This is a genomic window from Frondihabitans sp. 762G35 (assembly GCF_002074055.1).
GTDB lineage: Bacteria > Actinomycetota > Actinomycetes > Actinomycetales > Microbacteriaceae > Frondihabitans.
In genome coordinates, this window is the sequence record NZ_CP014619.1 from 497,694 (window position 1) to 517,674 (window position 19,981).

22 protein-coding genes and 1 tRNA gene are annotated in these 19,981 nt (G+C 69.1%); 12 read left to right on the plus strand and 11 right to left on the minus strand.

The window, feature by feature from the left end; translation table 11 throughout:
• Positions 1-125 precede the first annotated feature (125 nt).
• Both AS850_RS02460 and groL read left to right on the plus strand, forming a co-directional pair.
• The gene (locus AS850_RS02460) at positions 126-329 is read left to right on the plus strand and encodes a cold-shock protein (protein WP_119867689.1); all 204 of its coding nucleotides are present in this window, start codon (positions 126-128) and stop codon (positions 327-329) included.
• Between the two features lie 229 nt (positions 330-558).
• Entirely contained in the window at positions 559-2,178 is a 1,620-nt protein-coding gene (gene groL / locus AS850_RS02465) for a chaperonin GroEL (RefSeq protein ID WP_119867690.1), read from the plus strand.
• 1,032 nt (positions 2,179-3,210) lie between these two features.
• Here groL and AS850_RS02470 read toward each other — a convergent pair.
• The 5 genes from AS850_RS02470 to AS850_RS02490 form a co-directional block, all read right to left on the minus strand.
• The gene (locus AS850_RS02470) at positions 3,211-4,917 is read right to left on the minus strand and encodes a sensor histidine kinase (RefSeq protein ID WP_119867691.1); all 1,707 of its coding nucleotides are present in this window, start codon (positions 4,915-4,917) and stop codon (positions 3,211-3,213) included.
• 63 nt (positions 4,918-4,980) lie between these two features.
• Positions 4,981-5,673: a response regulator transcription factor gene (locus AS850_RS02475; RefSeq protein ID WP_119867692.1), complete on the minus strand. Its 693-nt coding sequence runs from the start codon at positions 5,671-5,673 to the stop codon at positions 4,981-4,983.
• A gap of 117 nt (positions 5,674-5,790) precedes the next feature.
• A complete protein-coding gene (locus AS850_RS02480) occupies positions 5,791-7,425 on the minus strand; it encodes a DNA repair helicase XPB (protein WP_173795170.1) in 1,635 nt (544 codons plus the stop codon).
• A 44-nt stretch (positions 7,426-7,469) separates the two neighbouring features.
• Positions 7,470-9,344 (minus strand): helicase-associated domain-containing protein, encoded by a 1,875-nt coding sequence (locus AS850_RS02485; RefSeq protein ID WP_119867693.1) that lies wholly within the window; start codon positions 9,342-9,344, stop codon positions 7,470-7,472.
• 36 nt (positions 9,345-9,380) lie between these two features.
• Positions 9,381-9,659 (minus strand): hypothetical protein, encoded by a 279-nt coding sequence (locus tag AS850_RS02490; protein ID WP_119867694.1) that lies wholly within the window; start codon positions 9,657-9,659, stop codon positions 9,381-9,383.
• Between the two features lie 75 nt (positions 9,660-9,734).
• Here AS850_RS02490 and AS850_RS02495 point away from each other — a divergent pair, with 75 nt between their 5' ends.
• Both AS850_RS02495 and AS850_RS02500 read left to right on the plus strand, forming a co-directional pair.
• Complete coding sequence (locus AS850_RS02495; RefSeq protein ID WP_119867695.1) at positions 9,735-10,112, plus strand: cold-shock protein; 378 nt, start codon at positions 9,735-9,737, stop codon at positions 10,110-10,112.
• Positions 10,105-10,659, plus strand: coding sequence for a DUF3027 domain-containing protein (locus AS850_RS02500; protein WP_119867696.1), 555 nt, complete (start codon positions 10,105-10,107; stop codon positions 10,657-10,659). The genes AS850_RS02495 and AS850_RS02500 overlap by 8 nt, the downstream gene beginning before the upstream one ends.
• 116 nt (positions 10,660-10,775) lie before the next feature.
• Here the strand turns inward: AS850_RS02500 and serC are convergent, their stop codons facing one another.
• Positions 10,776-11,903: a phosphoserine transaminase gene (gene serC / locus AS850_RS02505; RefSeq protein ID WP_119867697.1), complete on the minus strand. Its 1,128-nt coding sequence runs from the start codon at positions 11,901-11,903 to the stop codon at positions 10,776-10,778.
• Between the two features lie 149 nt (positions 11,904-12,052).
• Here serC and AS850_RS02510 point away from each other — a divergent pair, with 149 nt between their 5' ends.
• The 3 genes from AS850_RS02510 to AS850_RS02520 all read left to right on the plus strand — a co-directional run bounded on the left by AS850_RS02510 (position 12,053) and on the right by AS850_RS02520 (position 14,835).
• On the plus strand, positions 12,053-12,745 hold the full coding sequence (locus tag AS850_RS02510; RefSeq protein WP_119867698.1) for a metal-dependent transcriptional regulator: 693 nt from the start codon (positions 12,053-12,055) through the stop codon (positions 12,743-12,745).
• A gap of 244 nt (positions 12,746-12,989) precedes the next feature.
• A complete protein-coding gene (locus AS850_RS02515) occupies positions 12,990-13,904 on the plus strand; it encodes a C40 family peptidase (RefSeq protein WP_119867699.1) in 915 nt (304 codons plus the stop codon).
• A gap of 436 nt (positions 13,905-14,340) precedes the next feature.
• Positions 14,341-14,835 carry an HNH endonuclease gene (locus AS850_RS02520; RefSeq protein WP_119867700.1) on the plus strand — a complete coding sequence of 165 codons (495 nt, stop codon included), beginning with the start codon at positions 14,341-14,343 and terminating at the stop codon, positions 14,833-14,835.
• A 39-nt stretch (positions 14,836-14,874) separates the two neighbouring features.
• Here AS850_RS02520 and AS850_RS02525 read toward each other — a convergent pair whose 3' ends face one another.
• Positions 14,875-15,909 (minus strand): class I mannose-6-phosphate isomerase, encoded by a 1,035-nt coding sequence (locus AS850_RS02525; protein ID WP_164088361.1) that lies wholly within the window; start codon positions 15,907-15,909, stop codon positions 14,875-14,877.
• Positions 15,910-15,967: 58 nt separating this feature from the next.
• Between AS850_RS02525 and AS850_RS02530 the strand changes: the two genes are divergently transcribed.
• Positions 15,968-16,039 (plus strand) — tRNA-Arg (locus AS850_RS02530).
• Positions 16,040-16,135: 96 nt separating this feature from the next.
• Here the strand turns inward: AS850_RS02530 and AS850_RS16415 are convergent.
• Complete coding sequence (locus AS850_RS16415; protein WP_335589193.1) at positions 16,136-16,555, minus strand: DUF3263 domain-containing protein; 420 nt, start codon at positions 16,553-16,555, stop codon at positions 16,136-16,138.
• Between AS850_RS16415 and AS850_RS16420 the strand changes: the two genes are divergently transcribed.
• The 4 genes from AS850_RS16420 to AS850_RS02550 all read left to right on the plus strand — a co-directional run bounded on the left by AS850_RS16420 (position 16,469) and on the right by AS850_RS02550 (position 18,200).
• The gene (locus AS850_RS16420; RefSeq protein ID WP_164088363.1) at positions 16,469-16,663 is read left to right on the plus strand and encodes a hypothetical protein; all 195 of its coding nucleotides are present in this window, start codon (positions 16,469-16,471) and stop codon (positions 16,661-16,663) included. The two genes, AS850_RS16415 and AS850_RS16420, sit on opposite strands and share 87 nt — an antisense overlap.
• A 130-nt stretch (positions 16,664-16,793) precedes the next feature.
• On the plus strand, positions 16,794-17,333 hold the full coding sequence (locus AS850_RS02540; protein WP_164088364.1) for a hypothetical protein: 540 nt from the start codon (positions 16,794-16,796) through the stop codon (positions 17,331-17,333).
• A 39-nt stretch (positions 17,334-17,372) separates the two neighbouring features.
• Entirely contained in the window at positions 17,373-17,819 is a 447-nt protein-coding gene (locus tag AS850_RS02545) for an MmpS family transport accessory protein (protein ID WP_164088365.1), read from the plus strand.
• Positions 17,820-17,933: 114 nt separating this feature from the next.
• A complete protein-coding gene (locus AS850_RS02550; RefSeq protein WP_119867703.1) occupies positions 17,934-18,200 on the plus strand; it encodes a hypothetical protein in 267 nt (88 codons plus the stop codon).
• 57 nt (positions 18,201-18,257) lie between these two features.
• Here the strand turns inward: AS850_RS02550 and AS850_RS02555 are convergent, their stop codons facing one another.
• From AS850_RS02555 to AS850_RS02565, 3 genes are read right to left on the minus strand one after another with little or no spacing between them, the layout of a single operon-like run.
• Positions 18,258-18,914, minus strand: a complete 657-nt coding sequence (locus tag AS850_RS02555) for a hypothetical protein (protein ID WP_119867704.1) — start codon at positions 18,912-18,914, stop codon at positions 18,258-18,260.
• The gene (locus AS850_RS02560; RefSeq protein WP_119867705.1) at positions 18,911-19,441 is read right to left on the minus strand and encodes a hypothetical protein; all 531 of its coding nucleotides are present in this window, start codon (positions 19,439-19,441) and stop codon (positions 18,911-18,913) included. The genes AS850_RS02555 and AS850_RS02560 overlap by 4 nt, the downstream gene beginning before the upstream one ends.
• Complete coding sequence (locus AS850_RS02565; RefSeq protein WP_119867706.1) at positions 19,441-19,965, minus strand: hypothetical protein; 525 nt, start codon at positions 19,963-19,965, stop codon at positions 19,441-19,443. The genes AS850_RS02560 and AS850_RS02565 overlap by 1 nt, the downstream gene beginning before the upstream one ends.
• Positions 19,966-19,981: the final 16 nt, after the last annotated feature.

Consider the following 19,981-nt stretch of genomic DNA (forward strand, 5'->3'; position numbering starts at 1 on the left):
GCATCCTGCGGGCCCGGTTTTTTCGTGACGGGGTACAGTTTTCGCCCCTCCGTGTCATTACTATCTGGAACCAGTCGCCTCAGCACCAGGGCTGGCGCCGCACGGAACACAGCAGGGAGTACGCAATGGCCAACGGAACCGTGAAGTGGTTCAACGCTGAAAAAGGCTACGGTTTCATCACCGTCGAGGGGGGCGGGCAGGATGTCTTCGTCCACTACTCGGCGATCGACATGAGCGGGTACAAGGTCCTCGAGGAGGGTCAGGCCGTCGTGTTCGAGGTCGGGACCGGCAACAAGGGGCCGCAGGCGGAGGGCGTCCGTCTCGCTTAGCCGATCACGCTCGTGGGAACGCCGTCCGGCCGAGCCGGGCGGCGTTCCTTCATGCCCGGTGCGTGTTCGCTCCGCGTCCGGCGCGGGTGCCGCGAGTGCGCCCGTCGTCACTTGCACTCGCCTCGGCAGAGTGCCAGAATCAATTGGCACTCTCTACGAGTGAGTGCCAAAGCTACTGCCGGAGCCTTTGCTCCACGACGTCCGACGTCCGGGAGGGACGAAAAACCACATGGCTAAGATCATTGCTTTTGACGAAGAGGCCCGCCGCGGCCTCGAGCGCGGCCTGAACATTCTCGCCGACGCTGTGAAGGTCACACTCGGCCCGCGCGGCCGCAACGTCGTTCTGGAGAAGAAGTGGGGCGCCCCCACGATCACCAACGACGGTGTCTCCATCGCCAAGGAGATCGAGCTCGACGACCCCTACGAGAAGATCGGCGCCGAGCTGGTCAAAGAGGTCGCGAAGAAGACCGACGACGTCGCCGGTGACGGCACGACGACGGCCACCGTCCTCGCCCAGGCTCTCGTCCGCGAGGGTCTCCGCAACGTCGCCGCCGGCGCCGACCCGATCAGCCTGAAGCGCGGCATCGAGAAGGCCGTCGCGGCCGTCTCCGCGCAGCTGCTCGAGAACGCCAAGGAGATCGAGACGAAGGACGAGATCGCCGCCACCGCGTCGATCTCCGCCGCCGACCCCACCATCGGCGCGCTCATCGCCGAGGCCATCGACAAGGTCGGCAAGGAGGGTGTCGTCACCGTCGAGGAGTCGAACACCTTCGGCACCGAGCTCGAGCTCACCGAGGGCATGCGCTTCGACAAGGGCTACCTGTCGCAGTACTTCGTGACCGACCCCGAGCGGCAGGAAGCCGTCTTCGAAGACGCCTACATCCTGATCGTCAACTCGAAGATCTCGAACATCAAGGATCTCCTGCCGATCGTCGACAAGGTCATCCAGTCGGGCAAGCAGCTCCTCATCATCGCCGAGGACGTCGACGGAGAGGCTCTCGCGACCCTCGTCGTCAACAAGATCCGCGGCATCTTCAAGTCGGTCGCCGTCAAGGCCCCCGGCTTCGGTGACCGTCGCAAGGCTCAGCTCCAGGACATCGCCATCCTCACCGGTGGTCAGGTCATCGCCGAGGAGGTCGGTCTCAAGCTCGAGAACGCCACCCTCGACCTCCTGGGCCGTGCCCGCAAGGTCATCATCACCAAGGACGAGACGACCATCGTCGAGGGTGCTGGCGACGAGGAGCAGATCGCCGGCCGCGTCCGTCAGATCCGCTCCGAGATCGAGAACACCGACTCCGACTACGACCGCGAGAAGCTCCAGGAGCGCCTCGCGAAGCTGGCCGGTGGCGTCGCCGTCATCAAGGCCGGCGCTGCGACCGAGGTCGAGCTGAAGGAGCGCAAGCACCGCATCGAGGACGCCGTTCGCAACGCGAAGGCCGCCGTCGAAGAGGGCATCGTCGCCGGTGGTGGCGTCGCCCTGATCCAGGCCGGCAAGACCGCTCTCGCCACGCTCGAGCTCGAGGGCGACGAGGCGACGGGTGCGAACATCGTCCGCGTCGCCATCGACGCGCCGCTCAAGCAGATCGCCTTCAACGCGGGCATGGAGCCCGGCGTCGTCGCCGACAAGGTCCGCAACCTGCCCGTCGGCTGGGGCCTCAACGCCGCCACCGGCGAGTACGTCGACATGCTGGCCGCCGGCATCATCGACCCCGCCAAGGTGACGCGCTCCGCTCTGCAGAACGCCGCGTCGATCGCCGGCCTCTTCCTCACCACCGAGGTCGTCGTCGCCGACAAGCCCGAGAAGGTCCAGGCTCCGGCCGGCGACCCGTCGGGCGGCATGGACTTCTAAGTCCGAGCTGATGCGTGAAGGCCGGTTCCCCCTCGGGGGAGCCGGCTTTTCGCGTGTGCGCTGGGGGTGCGTGCGGTGGGGCGGGCAGGGTGGCCGGCGCGGGCACGGGGTGCGCGCCGTAACTCAGGAAGTCGGGGCGGGGCATCCTGCGGTGCGTGCCGGTGGCGGAGGTTCTTCCTGCATCACGTGCTGCGCAGGAGCTATGTTCCTGAGTTGTGTTGCCGCGTCCTGCGGTGGGTGTGCGTGCGGGACGGGGGTGGCGATGTTGCTTCGGCAGGAAGTCTGGGCCGGGCATCCTGCGTTGCGTGCCCGCGAGAGCGGTCTTTCCTGCATGGAGCGTCTCGCAGGAGCCGCGCTCCTGCGTTGTGGCGCGGAGGTCCTGCTTTACGGGCGGGCGCGTCGGGCGGTGAGACCGCGTCGCCCGCATCGCACGGATGCGCGGCACGGGGGCGGGGCGGTGGCGGGAACGTCGCTTCGGCAGGAAGTCTGGGCCGGGCATCCTGCGGTGCGTGCCGGTGGGGGAGGTTCTTCCTTCGTTAGGTGCTGTGCAGGAGCTGTGTTCCTGCGTTGTGTCGCGGGGGCCCTGTCTTACGGGCGGGCGCGTTATCCGGCGGCACCGCGTCGTCGGCATCGCGCGCGTGCGGCACGGGGGTGGCCCTGGCGTCCGGGATGTTGCTTCGGCAGGAAGTCGGGGCGGGGCATCCTGCAGTGCGTGCCGGTGGGGGAGGTTCTTCCTTCGTTAGGTGCTGTGCAGGAGCCGCGTTCCTGCGTTGTGGCGCGGAGGTCCTGCTTTACGGGCGGGCGCGTCGGGCGGTGAGACCGCGTCGCCCGCATCGCACGGATGCGCGGCGCGGGGGCGGGGCGGTGGCGGGAACGTCGCTTCGGCAGGAAGTCGGGGCGGTGCATCCTGCGGTGCATGCCCGCGGGCAGGAGTTCTCCTGCGTTAAGCGTCTCGCAGGAGCCGTGTTCCGGCGTTGTGGCGCGGCGGTCCTGCGTCACGGGCCGGCGCGACGGGCCGCGGCTCGGGACGGGTCAGGACGACTGCACGGCGGGGCGCGGCGCGGACGCGACGCGGGGCGGGGAGCCGGGGGTGAGCTGCTCCGGCACGAGGGGGAAGCCGACGCGGAACGTCGCCCCGCCGCCGGGGGTGTCGAAGACGTCGACCTCGCCGCGGTGCGCGGCCACGATGCCGGAGACGATCGCGAGGCCGAGGCCGCTGCCGCCGGTGTCGCGGGTGCGGGAGGTGTCCGCGCGCCAGAAGCGCTGGAAGATCTTCTCGCGGATCTGCGGCGGGATGCCCTCGCCGTGGTCGATGACGTCGATGGTCGCCATGCCGCGGCCCGGATCGGCCTGGACGGCGAGCTCGATGGGGGAGTCGGAGTCGGTGAACCGCATCGCGTTGCCCATGAGGTTGGTGACCACCTGCCGGATCTTGTTCTCCTCGCCGAGCACGACGGGGCTCGAGGCGTGATCGCTCAGCGGGTTGTCGGCGAAGTCGTCCGCGGCTCCTGCGGTCTCGCCCGTGGCCCGGGCGCGGCGGCTGCGGAGCCGCGCCAGCGTCGCTCCGGCGAAGGCGATGGGGCCGGTGACGTTGGCGGCGTTCTGCGCGTCGGGAAGCAGCTCGGGCTCGATCGGGAGCTCGTCGCCGGGCTCCGCGACGGGCTCGCGCACGATGACGCGGATCTCACGGTCGGTGTTGGAGGCCATCGTGTCTAGGGCCGAGTCGCGGGCGATCGTGACGAGGTCGACGGGGCCGAGCTCGAGCGGCTTGGACTCGTCGAGGCGGGCCAGCTGCAGGAGGTCCTGCACGAGGCCGCCCATGCGGATGGCCTCCTTCTCGATGCGGTCCATGGCCTGGGCGACGTCTTCGGGCTTCGTCAGGGCGCCCATCCGGTAGAGCTCGGCGTAGCCCCGCAGCGAGACGAGCGGCGTGCGGAGCTCGTGGCTGGCGTCGCCGACGAACCGCCGCATCTGGTCGATCGTCTTCGCGCGGTCGTCGAACGCCGAGTCGATCCTGTTCAGCATCGTGTTGAGCGAGCGGTTGAGGCGGCCGACCTCGGTGTTCGGCGTCGTCGCGTCGAGCCGCTGGCTGAAGTCGCCGTCGGCGAAGCGCGCGGCCGTGTCTTCGACGTCGCGCAGGGGCGCGAAGGTCGAGGTGACCAGGAGCCGCGTGAGCGCCGCCCCGAGGACGATCACCGAGAGTCCGAACCCGAGGAAGATGAAGGTGAAGCGCGCGATCGTGTTGTTCGTCTGCGCCAGGTTCGTGCCGGTGATGACGGTGTAGTACCCGGTCGCGTTCGTGGACTGGTTAGTCAGCGTCTCCTGGATCGCGAAGAGCCGCCACTCCTGGGAGTGGTCGGCGTTGAACGCGGTGGAGATGCCGACGAGGCTCTGGATGTCGGAGGCGCCCGAGATCGCGAGCTGAGGGGCGGACCCGGTCGGGAGGTCGCGCTCGTTGTCGCAGAGGCGCCGCCCCGTCGAGTCGAAGATCGCCAGGTAGCTGGTCGGCTTGTAGCCGAAGTTCGCTGTGCAGTACGAGTCGTCGAGGGTGAACGTGGTCGTGTTGCGCGCCGCGATCGGGAGGTTCTCGTTGACCTGCGTGTAGAGGTAGGTGCTCAGCACCGTCATGGTGCCGAGCCCCGCGACGAGGAGCCCGAGGGTCACCAGAGTCACCGTGATTCCGGTGATCTTGGTGCGGATGGAGATCTCGTTCCACCACTGGGACAGACGCCTGTGCATAGGCGGTCAGGATAGCCGTGCGGGCTGGGAGCCCGGGAACTGCGCCCCGGGGCTCCTGCCGTCTCAGGCCTTGGAGGCCTTGAGCATGTAGCCGAAGCCGCGCTTCGTCTGGATGATCGGCTCGGCCGAGAACTGGTCGAGCTTGCGGCGCAGGTAGGAGATGTAGCTCTCGACGATGCCGGCGTCGCCGTTGAAGTCGTACTCCCAGACGTGGTCGAGGATCTGGGCCTTCGACAGCACGCGGTTGGGGTTGAGCATCAGGTAGCGCAGGAGCTTGAACTCCGTCGGGCTGAGCTCGATCGCGGTGTCGCCGATGGTGACCTCGTGGGTGTCCTGGTCCATCGTGAGCTCGCCGGTGCGGATGATCGCGTCTTCGTCTTCGTTCATGGTGCGGCGGAGGATCGCCTTGATGCGCGCGACGATCTCGTCGAGGCTGAACGGCTTGGTGACGTAGTCGTCGCCGCCGACGGTGAGGCCGGTGATCTTGTCTTCCGTGTCGTCTTTCGCCGTGAGGAAGAGGATCGGTGACGTGTAACCCGACGAGCGGAGGCGCTTGGTGACGCCGAAGCCGTTCATGTCGGGGAGCATCACGTCGAGGATGATCAGGTCGGGCTCCTCTTCGAGGACCGCGGAGATCGCCTGGGCACCGTTGCCGACGGCCCGCACGGCGAAGCCGGCGAAGCGGAGGCTCGTGGTGAGCAGATCGCGGATGTTGGGCTCGTCGTCGACGATCAGGATCTTGGGGCCATCACTCATGCAGTGATTATCTGCGCGAAGCCTAAGCGTTGCCTGTGAGGAGTGCGAACGGCGGGTGGTAGCGCGCTGGCCGCCCGGCGCACGGTCGATGACGGATCGCGGCGGGGCGGAAGGGGTCTACGCGGCCAGGGCGGGCGAGTCGAGGATCGTGTAGCTGTAGCCCTGCTCGGCGAGGAACCGCTGCCGGTTCTGCGCGAAGTCCTGATCGACGGTGTCGCGCGAGACGAGCGTGTAGAACGACGCCGGCAGGCCGGATTTCTTGGGGCGCAGGAGCCGCCCGAGTCGCTGGGCCTCCTCCTGCCGCGAGCCGTACGACCCGGAGACCTGGATGGCCACCGTCGCCTCGGGCAGGTCGACGGAGAAGTTGGCGACCTTCGAGACGACGAGCACCTTCACCTCGCCGTCGCGGAACGCCTGGTAGAGCCGCTGCCTCTCGTCGACCGAGGTCGACCCGGTCAGCTTCGGGGCGTCGAGCGCCTCGGCGAGCTCGTCGATCTGGTCGAGGTACTGGCCGATCACGAGGATCTGTTCGCCCCGGTGCTTCTCGACGAGCTGCTTCACGACGTCGAGCTTGATCGGCGCCGTGGCGGCCAGGCGGTAGCGCTCGTCGTCGGCGGACGCCGCGTACTCGAGCCGTGCCTCCTGCGGGAGGTCCACGCGGACCTCGTAGCAGCTCGCGGGGGAGATGAAGCCCTGGGCCTCGATCTCCTTCCAGGGGGCGTCGAAGCGCTTGGGGCCGATGAGGCTGAAGACGTCGCCCTCGCGGCCGTCCTCGCGGACGAGCGTGGCCGTCAGACCGAGGCGGCGTCGCGCCTGCAGCTCGGCCGTGAGCTTGAAGACGGGCGCCGGGAGCAGGTGCACCTCGTCGTAGACGACGAGACCCCAGTCGAGCGCGTCGAGGAGGGAGAGATGCGTGTACTTGCCCGCCCGACGGGCGGTCAGGATCTGGTAGGTCGCGATCGTGACCGGCTTGATCTCCTTCACGGCGCCGGAGTACTCGCCGATCTCGTCCTCCGTCAGCGACGTCCGCTTGAGGAGCTCGTCGCGCCACTGCCGCGCCGAGACCGTGTTGGTGACCAGGATGAGGGTGGTCGTCTTGGCCTCCGCCATCGCCCCGGCGCCCACGAGGGTCTTGCCGGCGCCGCAGGGCAGGACGACGACGCCCGAGCCGCCCGCGAAGAAGTTGTCGACCGCCTGCTGCTGGTAGCCGCGGAGGTGCCAGTCGGCCGTGTCGAGGTCGATCTGGTGCGGGGTCCCGGGGGTGTAACCGGCGTGGTCCTCGGCCGGCCAGCCGAGCTTGATCAGCTGCTGCTTGACCTCGCCCCGAGCCCAGTCGGCCAGCTCGTAGACGTCGTCGCTCCGCTTGCCGGTGAGCAGCTCGGCGATCTTCTTGTTGCGGGACACCTCGCGGAGCACGGCGGTGTCGGTGCCGCGCAGGAGGAGCTGGTCGCCGTCGCGCTCGATCACGATGCGGCCGTAGCGGGCTACCGTCTCGCCGATGTCGACCGTGACGCTCTGCGGCACCGGGAACTTGGAGTACTTCTCGAGCGTGCCGAGCATGTCGTCTGCGGTGTGGCCGGCGGCGCGCGCGTTCCACAGGCCGAGGCGCGTGATGCGGTACGTGTGCACGTGCTCGGGGGCGCGTTCGAGCTCGGCGAACACGCTGAGATCGTGTCGTGCGTCCTCCGCGTCGGGGTGGGCGACTTCGAGGAGCACGGTGCGATCGCTCTGGACGATCAGGGGGCCTGTCACAACGGCCCAGTCTATGCGCGGGGGCTGGGAGCGGCGGCGGCCGGTCACGCCTCCTGCGGTGTCGCCACCGCCACGATGCTCGACAGCGGCAGGGTCCGCTCGATGTCGGACTTCCGGTCGCGGCCGCGCACGCGGCCGCCGCCGACACCGGTGGGCTCCATCTGGAGCTCGGAGGTCGTGCCGTCGGCCAGGGCGACCGTGACGACGACGGTCAGCCGGCCGCGGACGGCGGCGTCGAGCTGGCGCGCGATCCAGGCCCGGTCGGTGGCCTCCTCGGTCGCGTCTCCGGACGACTCGACGACGCGGGCGACCAGGTCGCCGATCGGGTCGGTGGGGGTCGCCAGGACGGATCGCTTCGGGCGGCGTCGGATCGGGGAGCGCAGCGGCTCCTGCCCGGCGTCTTCGAGCACGACCGGGTAGCGCTCGTCGCTGAGGGTCCAGTAGAGGCTCTCCGCCTCGAAGCGGCAGAGCATGCGGTGCGGGTCGATGCGCCGGAGGCCGAGCGGGCTCAGCGCCTGGTCGACGGCCACCGTGTCGAGGAGGGCCGGGTCGTCGCTCCGGAGCTGGCTGACGGCGCCGAAGACGGTCGCCTCGCGGTCGAGCTGATCGGGCGTCAGGGTGGAGACGCGGTAGCGGCCGTGTCGCGCCGCCGTCTCGGTGAGCAGGTAGTCGACCGGCTGGGGGATGCCGGTCGACGAGAGCTCGGTGAGGAAAGCGCGCAGCGACTCCTCGGTCTCGCCGTCGCTGAGGGCTCGGCGGATGCCGGCCTCGGTGATCCGGTAGGTGGCGGCCAGACCGGCGCTCTCGACGACGGCGATGGAGCGCAGGCGCCCGTCGAGGGCGGGATCGAGGGGGCCGGGTGAGACGGCCGTGAGGTCGTGCTGGAGGTAGACCTTCTCGATCGGCGCGGGCAGGAGCGTCGTGACGATGGCGCTCGCGGCCTCGGCGCCGTCGTGCAGCAGCGCCACGGCCACGGAGGTCGGCCGACCGGACGCGGTGAGCCCGAAGAGCTCCGCGGACCGGGCGAACGCGTCGAGGCGCTCGGGGACCCAGGAGCCGCCCGCCGGGAAGAGCCACTCGCTGAAGGTCTCGAGGGGGTCGCCCCACGACGTCTCGGCCCGCTGGTCGAGGATCGAGCGGATCTCGCGCGGCAGCGCGTCGAGCCACGCCGACACGAGGGCGGCCCAGCGCTCCGACCAGGAGGCCAGGAGCCACGACTCGGCGGCGCTCGCCGGGATCCAGCCGTCGGGACCGAGCTCGACGAGCCCGGCGGCGCGGGCGGCGGCCAGGATGGGGACGACGTCGTCGACGTCCACCCGCGCGGCCTCCGCGAGGCGGCGGGTCTCGGGCAGCGCGAGGCCGCCCTTGGCGAGTTCGCGCGCCGGGGAGTCGGCGACCGCGCGGACGAGCTCGGCCACCTCGACGACGACGGCGAACAGGCGCTCGGCGCTCTGGGCATCCTGCGCCTGACGGTCGACCACGTCGACGGCCTCGAGGACGACGGGAGCCGGTGTGCCGGCGAGGGCGTCTCTCGCGAGGACGGGGTCGGCGTCGAGGACCTCCGCGACCGCGTCGAGGGTCGTCACCCGGTCGCCGTCGCGCAGCAGGAGGAAGAGGTCGGCGACCCGGTCGAGGGCGCGGGCCGCGTCGTCGTCGGAGACGTCGAAGGCCGGTTCGGCCCCGGCGAGAAGCGCCGCCGCGGGGCCCGGAGTGCGAGCGACCTGGAGAAGGAGGAGCGACGTGCGGTCGAGTCGGCTGAGCGCGTCGCGCACCGACGAGGCCTCGAGGAGCGCCTCGGCGAGGTCGAAGGCGTCGCGGACGACGGTGGGGCGGTGGACGCTCCGCTCGCGGAGTCGCGTGGTGAGCTCCTCGGCGGACAGACCGCGCAGGACTCCGGCGAGGTCGAGGGCGCTAGCCACGGGGCGCCTCTGCCCCGCGCCGACGGCGCTCGCAGGTCAGCGTCGGGTGCCCCGGGTCTCGAGCTGACGCCGACGGAAGCTCACGAAGACGAAGGCGAGGATCAGCAGGATAGCGATCGGGAACCCGATCACGGGCAGCAGTGCGATGGCCGGCCAGATGCCGGTGGCGGACACGCTGTGCGTCGCGCCGCCGATCAGGAAGATGGCGATGCACACGGCCGAGAGCACCGCGACGGTGATCGCCGCGTAGGCGAGGACGCGCTCGGCGCGCTGGATGCCCTGGGGAGCGCCGTCGGGTTGCTTGTTCGTGGCCACGGTCCTCAGCGTAGTCGGGAGCGGGGGCGCACAACCCCCGTATGCTTAGGACGCCCCAAAACCTAGGAGTCAGTCATGCCCACCGGCAAGGTCAAGTTCTACGACGACGAGAAGGGCTTCGGCTTCATCTCCAGCGATGACGGCCAGGAAGTCTTCCTCCACGCGTCGGCCCTGCCCGCCGGCACCACCGGCGTGAAGGCAGGCACCCGCCTCGAGTTCGGCATCGCCGACGGCAAGAAGGGCGCGCAGGCGCTCTCGGTCCGCGTGCTCGAGGCCGCACCCAGCATGGTCGAGCGCTCGCGCCGTTCCGCGGAGGACATGGCGGTCATCGTCGAGGACCTCGTGAAGATGCTCGACGGGGTCGGCAACCGTCTCCGCCGCGGTCGCTACCCCGAGAACGGCCCGCAGGTCGCAGCCGTGCTGCGCAAGATCGCCGACCAGCTCGATGGCTGACGACTCCCGGCGCGCGATCCTGGAGCCGCTGACCCGCGAAGCGCTCCTCGAGGTGACGCGCGACGACACCATCGGAGACCTGCTCGACATCGTCGACGAGGGCGAGGGCGTCTCGACCGTCACCTACTCGAACACCCTGCCGGGCTACCCCGGCTGGGTCTGGACCGTCAGCGTCGCCACCGTCGAGGGGGCCGAGCCGACCGTCCTCGAGACGGAGCTGCTGCCCGGCGAGTCGTCCCTCCTCGCGCCCGACTGGGTGCCGTGGGTGGAGCGTCTCGCCGAGTACGAGGCCTCGCAGGAGGCGGCGGGCGCGCTCGCAGCCGAGGGCGAGTCCGACGACGACGAGTCGGATGACGACGACGACGAGTCGGATGACGACGACGATGCCGATGAGGACGACGACTTCGAGGACGAAGACGACGACGAGTCGGACGACGAAGACGAAGACGACGAGCCCGACGACGACCTCGGCGACGACGAGTTCGACGGGGTCGACGTCGAAGAGGCCGCCGAGGCCGGGGGCCTCGACGAGCCGGGCCGCCGCTAGCGCGCTCTCCCGCGCCCGCGCATCCTGCGCTCCAAGCCCCTGCCGCCAGTCGCTAGACCCTCGCACTCGGCTGCCGCGGTGGTCCTAGGACCACCGCGACAGCCCCGCAACAGGGTTTAGCGGGTGGTGGAGCCGAGCTCCGCCACGACGTACTCGATCGAGCGGATCAGCTGCCGCACGTCGTCGGGCTCGATGGCCGTGAACGTCGCGACGCGCAGCTGGTTGCGGCCGAGCTTGCGGTAGGGCTCCGTGTCGACGATGCCGTTGGCCCGCAGGATCTTCGCCACGGCGGCCGCGTCGATCGACTCGTCGAAGTCGATGGTCGCGACGACCTGCGAGCGGTGCTCCGGGTCGACGACGAACGGGGTGGCGTACTCCGAAGCGGTCGCCCAGTCGTAGAGCGCGGAGGACGACTCCTTCGTGCGCGCGTCGGCCCAGTCGAGGCCGCCGTTGTCGAGGATCCAGCGGGTCTGGTCCTCCATCAGGAGGAGCGTGGCCAGCGCCGGGGTGTTCAGCGTCTGGTTGAGGCGCGAGTTGTCGACGGCGTTCTTCAGGCTGAGGAACTCGGGGATGTAGCGGCCGGAGGCGGCGACCCGCTCGACCCGCTCGATGGCCGCGGGGGAGAAGAGACCGAACCAGAGGCCGCCGTCGGAGGCGAAGTTCTTCTGCGGGGCGAAGTAATAGACGTCGGCCTCGGAGGCGTCGAACTGCGCGCCACCGGCGGCGCTCGTCGCGTCGATCACGGTCAGCGCGCCATCGTCGCCGTGGACGCGCGTGACGGGCGCCATGACGCCGGTCGAGGTCTCGTTGTGCGGCCAGGCGTAGACGTCGACGCCCTCGACGACCTCGACCTCGGAGCGGGAGCCGCCGGGGGCGGTGATGACGTGGGGGGACTCCAGCCACGGGGCTCCTGCCGAGGCCGCGAACTTGGAGCCGAACTCGCCGAAGGAGAGGTTCTCGGCGCGCTTCTCGATGAGGGAGAAGGAGGCGGCGTCCCAGAAGGCGGTGGATCCGCCGTCGCCGAGGACGACCTCGTAGCCCTCGGGCACGTCGAAGAGTTCCGCGAGACCCTCGCGGACGCGGCCGACGAGATCTTTCACGGGGGCCTGGCGGTGCGAGGTACCGAGGATCGTGGCTCCTGCGGTGACGAGGTGCTCGAGCTGCGCGCCGCGGATCTTCGAGGGACCGCAGCCGAAGCGGCCGTCGGTGGGAAGGAGGTCGCTGGGTAGGGTGATTTCCGCCATGACCCCGATGCTAGCGAGCGGCCGGGAAGCGCAGCGGCACGGGGCGTCACGCCCAGAAGACGTCCAGGTGATCCGTCCCTAAGGTGCCAGCCGGTAGGATCTGGCCGGAGAGCGCGCCGTGTTCCAGGGCGCCGGACCGGGAGGCACCGTTGACCGATCTCGTCGACACCACAGAGATGTACCTTCGCACGATCCTCGACCTCGAGGAGGAGAACATCGTGCCTCTGCGGGCCCGCATCTCCGAGCGTCTCGGCCACTCCGGTCCGACCGTGTCGCAGACGGTCGCCCGCATGGAGCGCGACGGTCTCGTCGTCGTCTCCGGCGACCGCCACCTCGAGCTCACGACGCAGGGGCGCACGAAGGCCACGCACGTGATCCGCAAGCACCGTCTCGCCGAGCGCCTTCTGGCCGACGTGATCGGGCTCGACTGGGCCTACGTCCACGACGAGGCCTGCCGGTGGGAGCACGTCATGAGCGAGCAGGTGGAGCGCCGCCTCCTCGAGATGCTCGACCACCCGACGGAGTCGCCCTACGGCAACCCGATCCCCGGTCTCGACGAGCTCGGAGACTCCCCGGCCGGCCGGTTCCTCGACGGCGTGGTGTCGATCGTCGACGTCGCGGCCAAGAATCCCAGCGGAAAGTCAGGAACGATCCGCCGGCTCGCGGAACCCGTCCAGTTCGAGCCGGAGTTCCTCCAGCAGCTCCACGACAACGGGGTACAGCCGGGCCGCACGGCCACGATCGCTGCGGCGGGCACCTACATCTCCATCCACGTGGAGGGGTACGACGAGGCTTTGGAGCTCTCGCCCGAGGTCGCGGCGCACATCTACCTCTCGGAGTGATCCAGCGACCTCAGGTTTACCGATTCGTTACAAATATCAGCCTCAAGGATGACATCGGAGCGGTACTCGGGTACGCTCGCCCACGTCCAAACAACCAGGAAGCCGGTTGCCGGGCCCAGGGCAAGACGTTTCATCCCCCCGTCTCTTGACCTGGTTCGTTGAAAAACGAAGGAGACGGGGCGGAGTCCGATTCGGCACCTAGCATCCGGTGTCGGCCTCCGGGAGACGCAGGAGAGACCCACTCTTGACCACTGGCAATCAGACGTCCTCGAGCACGCCCACCCAGCAGCTCCGACGGACGACCCCCCGCACCGACCCGATCCGCACCGGCCCGATCGCGACCGTCCCGGCCCCGGCAGCTCCGCTCACGCGTCGAGCAGCCCGCGAGGCCGACAGCCGCGCACAGAAGGCCGGAGCCGTCGTCGGCAAGCGCCCGAGCGCCAAGAAGACCGTCGTCTCCGTGGCCGTCATGACCATCACGGCCGGCCTCTTCGGCACCATGGCCCTCCCCGCCTTCGCGCAGACCCCCACCAGCACCGACGGCACGTCGTCCGCCTCCGCCGGGTCGGCCCTCGTCCGCCAGTCGCAGAGCGTCTCCGTCTCGTCGACCGCGTCCGCCGCGACCGTCTCCCGCGACGACTACACGACGACCCTCCCCGTCGTGGTGAAGACCCCCACGACGACCACCGCCGCGTCGCTCAGCACCAAGGCCGCCGCGTCGGCCGAGGCGACCCGGGCATCGTTCGCCGCGAGCACCGCGTACTCCGGCAAGACGGCGTCCGACTACCTGGCCGCGCCCGCGCATCCTGCGTTCAGCCTCGCCGCGGTCTACCAGACGGCACTGCAGTACGTCGGCACCCCCTACGTCTTCGGTGGCGCGACGCCCGCCGGCTTCGACTGCTCCGGCTTCGTCATGTACGTCTACGCGCAGTACGGCATCTCGCTCGCGCACTCCGTGCCGCTGCAGTCCGCCGCGGGCACCACGATCTCGCAGGCCGACGCGCAGCCCGGCGACATCGTCGTCTTCAACAACGGCTCGCACGACGGTTTCTACGCCGGCAACGGCATGATCCTCGACGCCCCGAAGCCCGGCGGCTTCGTGAGCGTCCGTCCGCTCTGGTCGTCGGACGTGCACTTCGTGCGCTTCGGCATCAAGTAGCGGGGTTCGTCGCCCCGGGCATCCTGCGGTCGAGGCCCTCGTTCTTCATGGAGCGGGGGCCTTTCCCGTCGCGGGGAGAGCAGGATGCACGAGGCCGAGGCCGCTCGTGAACGTCCTGTAAACCGTTACCCGCCTCTCTAGGCGAGCGCGGGGCGGTGACGTACTCTGAAGCTCTCGGAGTTCCACGAACCGCTGGGAGAGTCTGATGTCACGCTCGGAAGCCGTCCGCACCATGGATGCGCGCCTGAGTTGTGCCATACGACAGGGCACCACCCGCAGCATCCACCATTCCGGTGTGCGCTGCGGAGCACACGACTGAGCACCGTCACCCCGTGACGGTGCTTTTTTCGTGAGCGGGAGCACCACCCGGTTGTCGTAGCGCGACGAGAGAGATCGAATGCCTGGAAGCCGTCCAGGCCGTTTCGAAAGGGAAGCGATGCGCACTCTTGTCCTCAACGCCGGCTACGAACCCCTGGCCGTCGTCTCGTTCCGCAGAGCACTCGTGCTCGTCATGAGCCAGAAGGCCACCGTGCTGGCGGCCGATGCGGAGCACCCCGTCCTCGGAGCCACGTTCGCCTTCGACCGCCCGAGTGTCATCGTGCTGACGCGTTACGTGAGACTCCCGCACACGAGGCAGATCCCGGTGTCGCGCCGGGGCGTGCTGCGGCGGGACGCCCACACCTGCGCGTACTGCGGCCGCTCGGCGACGACGATCGACCACGTGCATCCGCGCTCGCGGGGAGGACGGGACTCGTGGGAGAACCTCGTGGCGTGCTGCCTCCGGTGCAACAACCTCAAGAGCGACCGGACGCCGCTCGAGATGGGCTGGAGCCTCCGGTTCGTGCCCAAGGCGCCGCACGGCGTCGGCTGGGTCGTGCGCGGGGTGGAGCAGCCGCAGGCCGTGTGGGAGGACTACCTGACGGCTGCGTGACGCTGCTGGTCCTCGCTCGTTTGTCGCGCGTCGGTGTGCTCAGCGGCGGGGCGGTCGGGCCAGCAGGATGCGGCCCTCACCCGTGACCGTCAGCGCGCCGGCCGCGTGGGGGAGCACCGCCGTCGTGCCGCGCTCCACCCGGACGGGATGCGCGTCGGGGTCGCCCTGCGCGTGCAGCGTCAGCTCGCCGTCGAGGACGATGAGCACGGCGAAGCCGGCGTGGGTCGTGGTGGTGGCTGCGCCGGCGCCTGTGCCTGTGGCCGCGTCGCTCCCGCCCACGGTCAGCAGCTCGAAGCGGAAGTACGGTGCGGCAGCCCTCGCGAGGACGTCGCCCTCGGCGCCGCCCGACACGAGCGCGGCGATCTCGTCGGTGGTGCGGCCCCGCGTCTCGACGGCCCGGAGCGCGGTATCGAACCCGAGGCCGAGGTGTCCGTCGCGGGCGCCGTCGAGCTCGAAGTCGCGCCACTCCAGCAGGATCGACAGGTCTTCCGGCTCCTGCACCTCGGCCAGGAGGACGCCCGCCCCGATCGCGTGAAGGACGCCGGGCGGCACCATCACCGTGTCACCGGAGCGGACGGGGACGCGGTGGAGGAGGGCGAGGAGCGCCCGGGCATCCTGCGCGTCGACCAGCGCTGCGAGCTCGTCGGCATCGACGTCGCGCAGGAGCCCCAGATGGACGTCGCCCGGTTCGAGAATGAACCACGCCTCGGCCTTGCCGTGTCCCGTGCCGAGGTGCGCCTTGGCGAAGGGCCCGTCGGGGTGGGCGTGCACGGGGAGGCGCTGGCCCGCATCGAGGAGTTTCACCAGCAGCATCGTGTCGACGCCGAACGCGTCGAGGTGCTCCCGGCCGAGCCACCGCTCGGGGTCTTCGGCAATGGCGTCACGCAGGATGCGGCCGTCGGGCAGCGTCGTCAGCCCGAGGCTCGCCTCGCCCCGGATGGTGGTCGTGGAGCCGATCCAGTCCTCCGGGATGCGATCGCCTCGTGGTTCTTCACCGCGGAACGCCTGGATGCGCGGGCCGCCCCGGTAGAAGCGGTCGGCGGGCTGGTTGGCGGGTAGGACGACGATGTCCACGGGGATCCTCTCGGCAGGGAGTCTCCACGCTAGCCGGTTGGGTAGGCTTGTCTGGTCAGCCTCTGTAGCTCAATGGAAGAGCAGTTCCGTCCTAAGGAAATGGTTGGGGGTTCGAGTCCCTCCAGGGGCACCGGATAAACGGTGCAGGTGCACACACCAGTACACACAACGCGGGCGGCAGTGCCCCGCTGACAAGGCGAAGCCCCCGACTGTACGGCGGGGGCTGTCAGGCGAGGGTGCGTCGGGAGCGTCTCTCGGCGGCGGCATCTGCTCGGCGGAGGAGGCGCTTCACGAGCATCGGGTGACGGGCGAGGGCTTCCTGGGTCGTGATCAGCCGGGACAGGATCTGCTGGTACCTCACGCGCCCCATGTGCAGCTCGTTCCAAAGCTCCGTCGTGGCGTGCGCTCCACCATTCGGGTGTGCGGCTTCGAAGTCGAGGACTCGCTCTTCCGTCTCTGTCACTCCTCCAGTATGCGAAGTGGCACCGACGCCGGTGGCGTTCGAAGAATGTCTAGTGCGGGCTTGCATTACTTGTCTAGTCCGCACTAGAATGAGAGCATGAAGAAAGTAGACCTCGAGAAGCGGATCGCAGAGCTGGCCGCCGAGAACAATGCGACCTGGGTCTACGCCGGAGGTACGAACCATGACAAGTTCAAACTCAACGGGACCGTGATCATGATCCCCCGACACAAAGAGATCGGCGAGATCCTCGCAGCCAAGATCCTCAAGGACTGCAAGAAGGCCCTCGGTTAGCCACCGGGGGCCCGGGCCCCGGCCCACACGTAAAACACCGACCACACCTAGAACGCTGACCGTAACAAGCGCACTGACCACGCTTGACACAACTAACACACCTACCACGCCGCCCATGCAGGAGTTCATCATGCCCACCCCCACCTACCAGGTGACCGTCCGACGGGACGGCAAGTTCTGGTTCATCGAGATCCCCGAGATCGACGGCGCCACCCAGGCCCGACGCATCGACGAGATCGACGAAATGGCCCGCGACTACATCGCGAGCTCGCTCGACATCGACCCCAAGAGCTTCGAGTTGTCCGTCAAGTTCGAGCTTCCGGAAGCCGCCGCCCTTCACGCCGAGGCCGCTGAACGCCTCCGCGACGCCGCCGCCGCAGCGCAGGCACTCGCCGCAGACGAGTCCCGCGCCGCTGCCTGGACGCTTAAGGGGCTCGGGCTCACCTTCCGCGAGGTCGGAACTCTCCTCGGTGTCTCGCACCAGCGAGCACAGCAGCTCGTCGTGACCTACGACGGGACGATGGGAACGAAGTACGACGGCACGCTGCCTGGAGGGCTCACGACCCTCGACCTCGTTGATGCACGGTCAAATGCTGGTCGCATATTGACGGTGACAACCAAACCGGCCCGTTCGAGGGGTTTAAAAGCCGGGTCCTCTCGTTTAACCTGACAGGGCACTGATCACGTCACTATCTGGGGGGAACCCGAATTGAAGAAGCTCCATGTCTCCGCTGCCCTAATCCTGGCGGCCCTCGCCCTGACGGGCTGCTCGAGCACCACCACGACGGGTGCCGCTCCCGCCGACACGACGGCCGCGAAGACGCAGTCCTCCGCGCCGGCGAAGGCCGCCACGACCCGCAGTGTCACGTACGAGGTGACCGGCGATGGCACCAAGGCGATGAACGTCACCTACCTCACCTTCAACGGTGGCGGTTCCTCGCAGGCTCAGGCCACGAGCGCGCCCCTGCCGTTCAAGAAGGTCATCCCGATCAAGAGCGACCAGCTGTTCGAGTCGAGCATCTTCTCCCTCGTCGCACAGGCCGACGACGGCACGAAGATCTCGTGCAAGATCACCGTCGACGGCAAGGTGATCCAGGAGCAGACCTCGACGGGTCAGTACTCCGTCGTCACGTGCTCGGGGTCGGCCAGCAAGTAGCCCCACGTGACAGAACGCCCCGCCATCTCCTCGGAGGTGGCGGGGCGTTGTCATTGGGTGGGTGGCGCTGACGGGTTGCGCTGGGGTCCCGGGCGTAGCGCGTACGATCCACGGATGGCTGTTCAACCGTTCAAGGGCTCCCGGATGGAGTGGTTCGCTGCGCACGGATGGCGGCACGAGATCGTCACGGTCAAGGGCGGGTTCGAGCTGCGCATCCTCCCCGACCAGCGGCCGTTGACGTGGCACATCGTGAAGGTGGGCGAGGAGTACCAGGCCTCAGGCGTGATCCGGCAATCGTTCCAAGGGTGGATGCTCGACAGCGAGAGCCGGCCGTACCCCAGCGCCGATGCCGCTTTCGAGTCCTGGCTCGCCCAGCAGTAGGACCACACGACGGAACGCCCCGCCACCTCCGAGGAGATGGCGGGGCGATGTCGTAGGTCAGGCCGACCGGCGAAGGTTCACCAGTGGAGCGTCGTTGCTGCCTGACACTGACGTCGAGGCGTTGGCGAGCGCCATGGCGGTCGTGGGGAGCGCTGTCTGGCCGGACCAGGTGTAGGCGCGGATGCTCGTGTTGGAGCCGACCGTGGACGGCACGGCGAGCTGGTAGGCGTTGTTCGTGATGCACTGGAATGCCGGCGATGTCGTCGGGGCGGCCGTCCCGGTGAGCAGCGTCGCCACCCAGTAGAGGCCGGGCTTGAGCGTGATGGGCGCGCTGAGCAGGACTGTCTTCGCGCCGGTCGTGAGCGAGGCCGACGACTGGGAGCTGCTCGCGAGCGGGCCGCCTTGGAACTTCGGCTGACCGGTTCCGTCGTCGGCGTAGATCCCAGCGAGGAAGGCGATGTTGGTTCCGCCCGACACGGCTGTCGTGACGTTGTACAGGGCCGCGTCCGCGGTCCACGCGACAGGGCCGACGAGGAACGGAGTCAGCGTGAGCCGTTGGTAGACCGCAGTCCCCGCCGTCGCTCCGAGGATCCCACCGCCGTTGACGGAGAATCCCACGGGCGGAACGATGACGTGTGACGCCGGGATCGACAGCCCCTTGATGTCTGACGCGATCTTCGTCGCCAGCTCATCCATGAGGCCGCGGAGGCTCATGCCGACTTCGCCGCGTTGTAGACGGCCACGAGGGACGACGTCGTGTCGCCGATGTCAGCCGCGGCCACGGCACCGAGGTTGCTGAGCCCCTGCGCCTTCTGCGCAGCCGAGAACGCCTGGACGTCGTCGACCCGCACCCGGTTCCCGAGCATCGTCATCATCGTGGTGGCGAAGTTCGGGTCGTTGTTCAGCGCCGTCGCGAACTCGGCAAGCGTGTCGAGCGTCGCCGGGGACGAGTTCACGACCGCGGCCACGGCTGCCTGGATCGAAGAGTTGGTCTTGGATGAGGACCACGTCTTGCTCGTCGACGTCGATGCGTCGTCGATCGCCGCGCCGGCCGCGTTCTGCGCGTTCTGCGCGATGACGAGGACCGCGTTGATCGCCGCGGGGAGCGACGTCTTGTCGGTCGTGTTGAGGGCGTTGAGGTTCGACCCATCCTTCGCCCCGGTCGTCCACCTGGTCAGGTTGACGACGTCGGTCGCAGCGGAGGTGATGAACCCTTCGATGAGGGATCGCAGGGAAGCCATTAGAGGACGGCCTTTCGGTTGGCGTAGAAGAGGGCGAGGTCGGGGATGTCGTCGTAGGCCGGGTGAGGCTCGACGTCATCGACGTGGACTTGGAGGGCCGACTGCACCTCGGCCATGCTGACGCCAGCCGCAGCGCCCGGGCCCGGCGCGGTGCCAGGACTTGATGGGACGGGTGAGAGCGCCGTCAGATCGCGCGTCTCGCCGGCGTTGATGATGAAGTCGAACGGGTCGTAGTGGACGATCTTCCCGTTGGCGCGCAGTTGCGAGAACTCCACCCGCCAGGTCACCCCGCCGGGTACGCCCGCGTCCGACCCGAACAGGCGCACCCCACGGTGACCGTCCTGCACCAGATACCCGTCAGCGTCGAGCGCCCCGACGACTCGAGCAGGTACCCGCGTCGCCGGAGCGTTCTGATCGAGCATGGCGCTCGCCGGAGTGAACTTGACGTACCCGGTGAGGGGCGTGTTGTCGCTGGGCGCGAGGAGCCTGCCCGTCACGGTCGCGTAGTTCGTGGTGTCGGCCATGCTGCCTCCGTCTCGC

What these genes read in the sequence shown, in the direction of transcription:
- AS850_RS02460 (WP_119867689.1), top strand. Translation starts at nt 126, where the DNA reads ATGGCCAACGGAACCGTGAAGTGGTTCAACGCTGAAAAAGGCTACGGT.
- groL (WP_119867690.1), top strand. Translation starts at nt 559, where the DNA reads ATGGCTAAGATCATTGCTTTTGACGAAGAGGCCCGCCGCGGCCTCGAG.
- AS850_RS02470 (WP_119867691.1), bottom strand. Translation starts at nt 4,917, where the DNA reads ATGCACAGGCGTCTGTCCCAGTGGTGGAACGAGATCTCCATCCGCACC.
- AS850_RS02475 (WP_119867692.1), bottom strand. Translation starts at nt 5,673, where the DNA reads ATGAGTGATGGCCCCAAGATCCTGATCGTCGACGACGAGCCCAACATC.
- AS850_RS02495 (WP_119867695.1), top strand. Translation starts at nt 9,735, where the DNA reads ATGCCCACCGGCAAGGTCAAGTTCTACGACGACGAGAAGGGCTTCGGC.
- AS850_RS02500 (WP_119867696.1), top strand. Translation starts at nt 10,105, where the DNA reads ATGGCTGACGACTCCCGGCGCGCGATCCTGGAGCCGCTGACCCGCGAA.
- serC (WP_119867697.1), bottom strand. Translation starts at nt 11,903, where the DNA reads ATGGCGGAAATCACCCTACCCAGCGACCTCCTTCCCACCGACGGCCGC.
- AS850_RS02520 (WP_119867700.1), top strand. Translation starts at nt 14,341, where the DNA reads ATGCGCACTCTTGTCCTCAACGCCGGCTACGAACCCCTGGCCGTCGTC.
- AS850_RS16420 (WP_164088363.1), top strand. Translation starts at nt 16,469, where the DNA reads ATGAAGAAAGTAGACCTCGAGAAGCGGATCGCAGAGCTGGCCGCCGAG.
- AS850_RS16415 (WP_335589193.1), bottom strand. Translation starts at nt 16,555, where the DNA reads ATGGTTCGTACCTCCGGCGTAGACCCAGGTCGCATTGTTCTCGGCGGC.
- AS850_RS02540 (WP_164088364.1), top strand. Translation starts at nt 16,794, where the DNA reads ATGCCCACCCCCACCTACCAGGTGACCGTCCGACGGGACGGCAAGTTC.
- AS850_RS02550 (WP_119867703.1), top strand. Translation starts at nt 17,934, where the DNA reads ATGGCTGTTCAACCGTTCAAGGGCTCCCGGATGGAGTGGTTCGCTGCG.
- AS850_RS02555 (WP_119867704.1), bottom strand. Translation starts at nt 18,914, where the DNA reads ATGAGCCTCCGCGGCCTCATGGATGAGCTGGCGACGAAGATCGCGTCA.
- AS850_RS02560 (WP_119867705.1), bottom strand. Translation starts at nt 19,441, where the DNA reads ATGGCTTCCCTGCGATCCCTCATCGAAGGGTTCATCACCTCCGCTGCG.
- AS850_RS02565 (WP_119867706.1), bottom strand. Translation starts at nt 19,965, where the DNA reads ATGGCCGACACCACGAACTACGCGACCGTGACGGGCAGGCTCCTCGCG.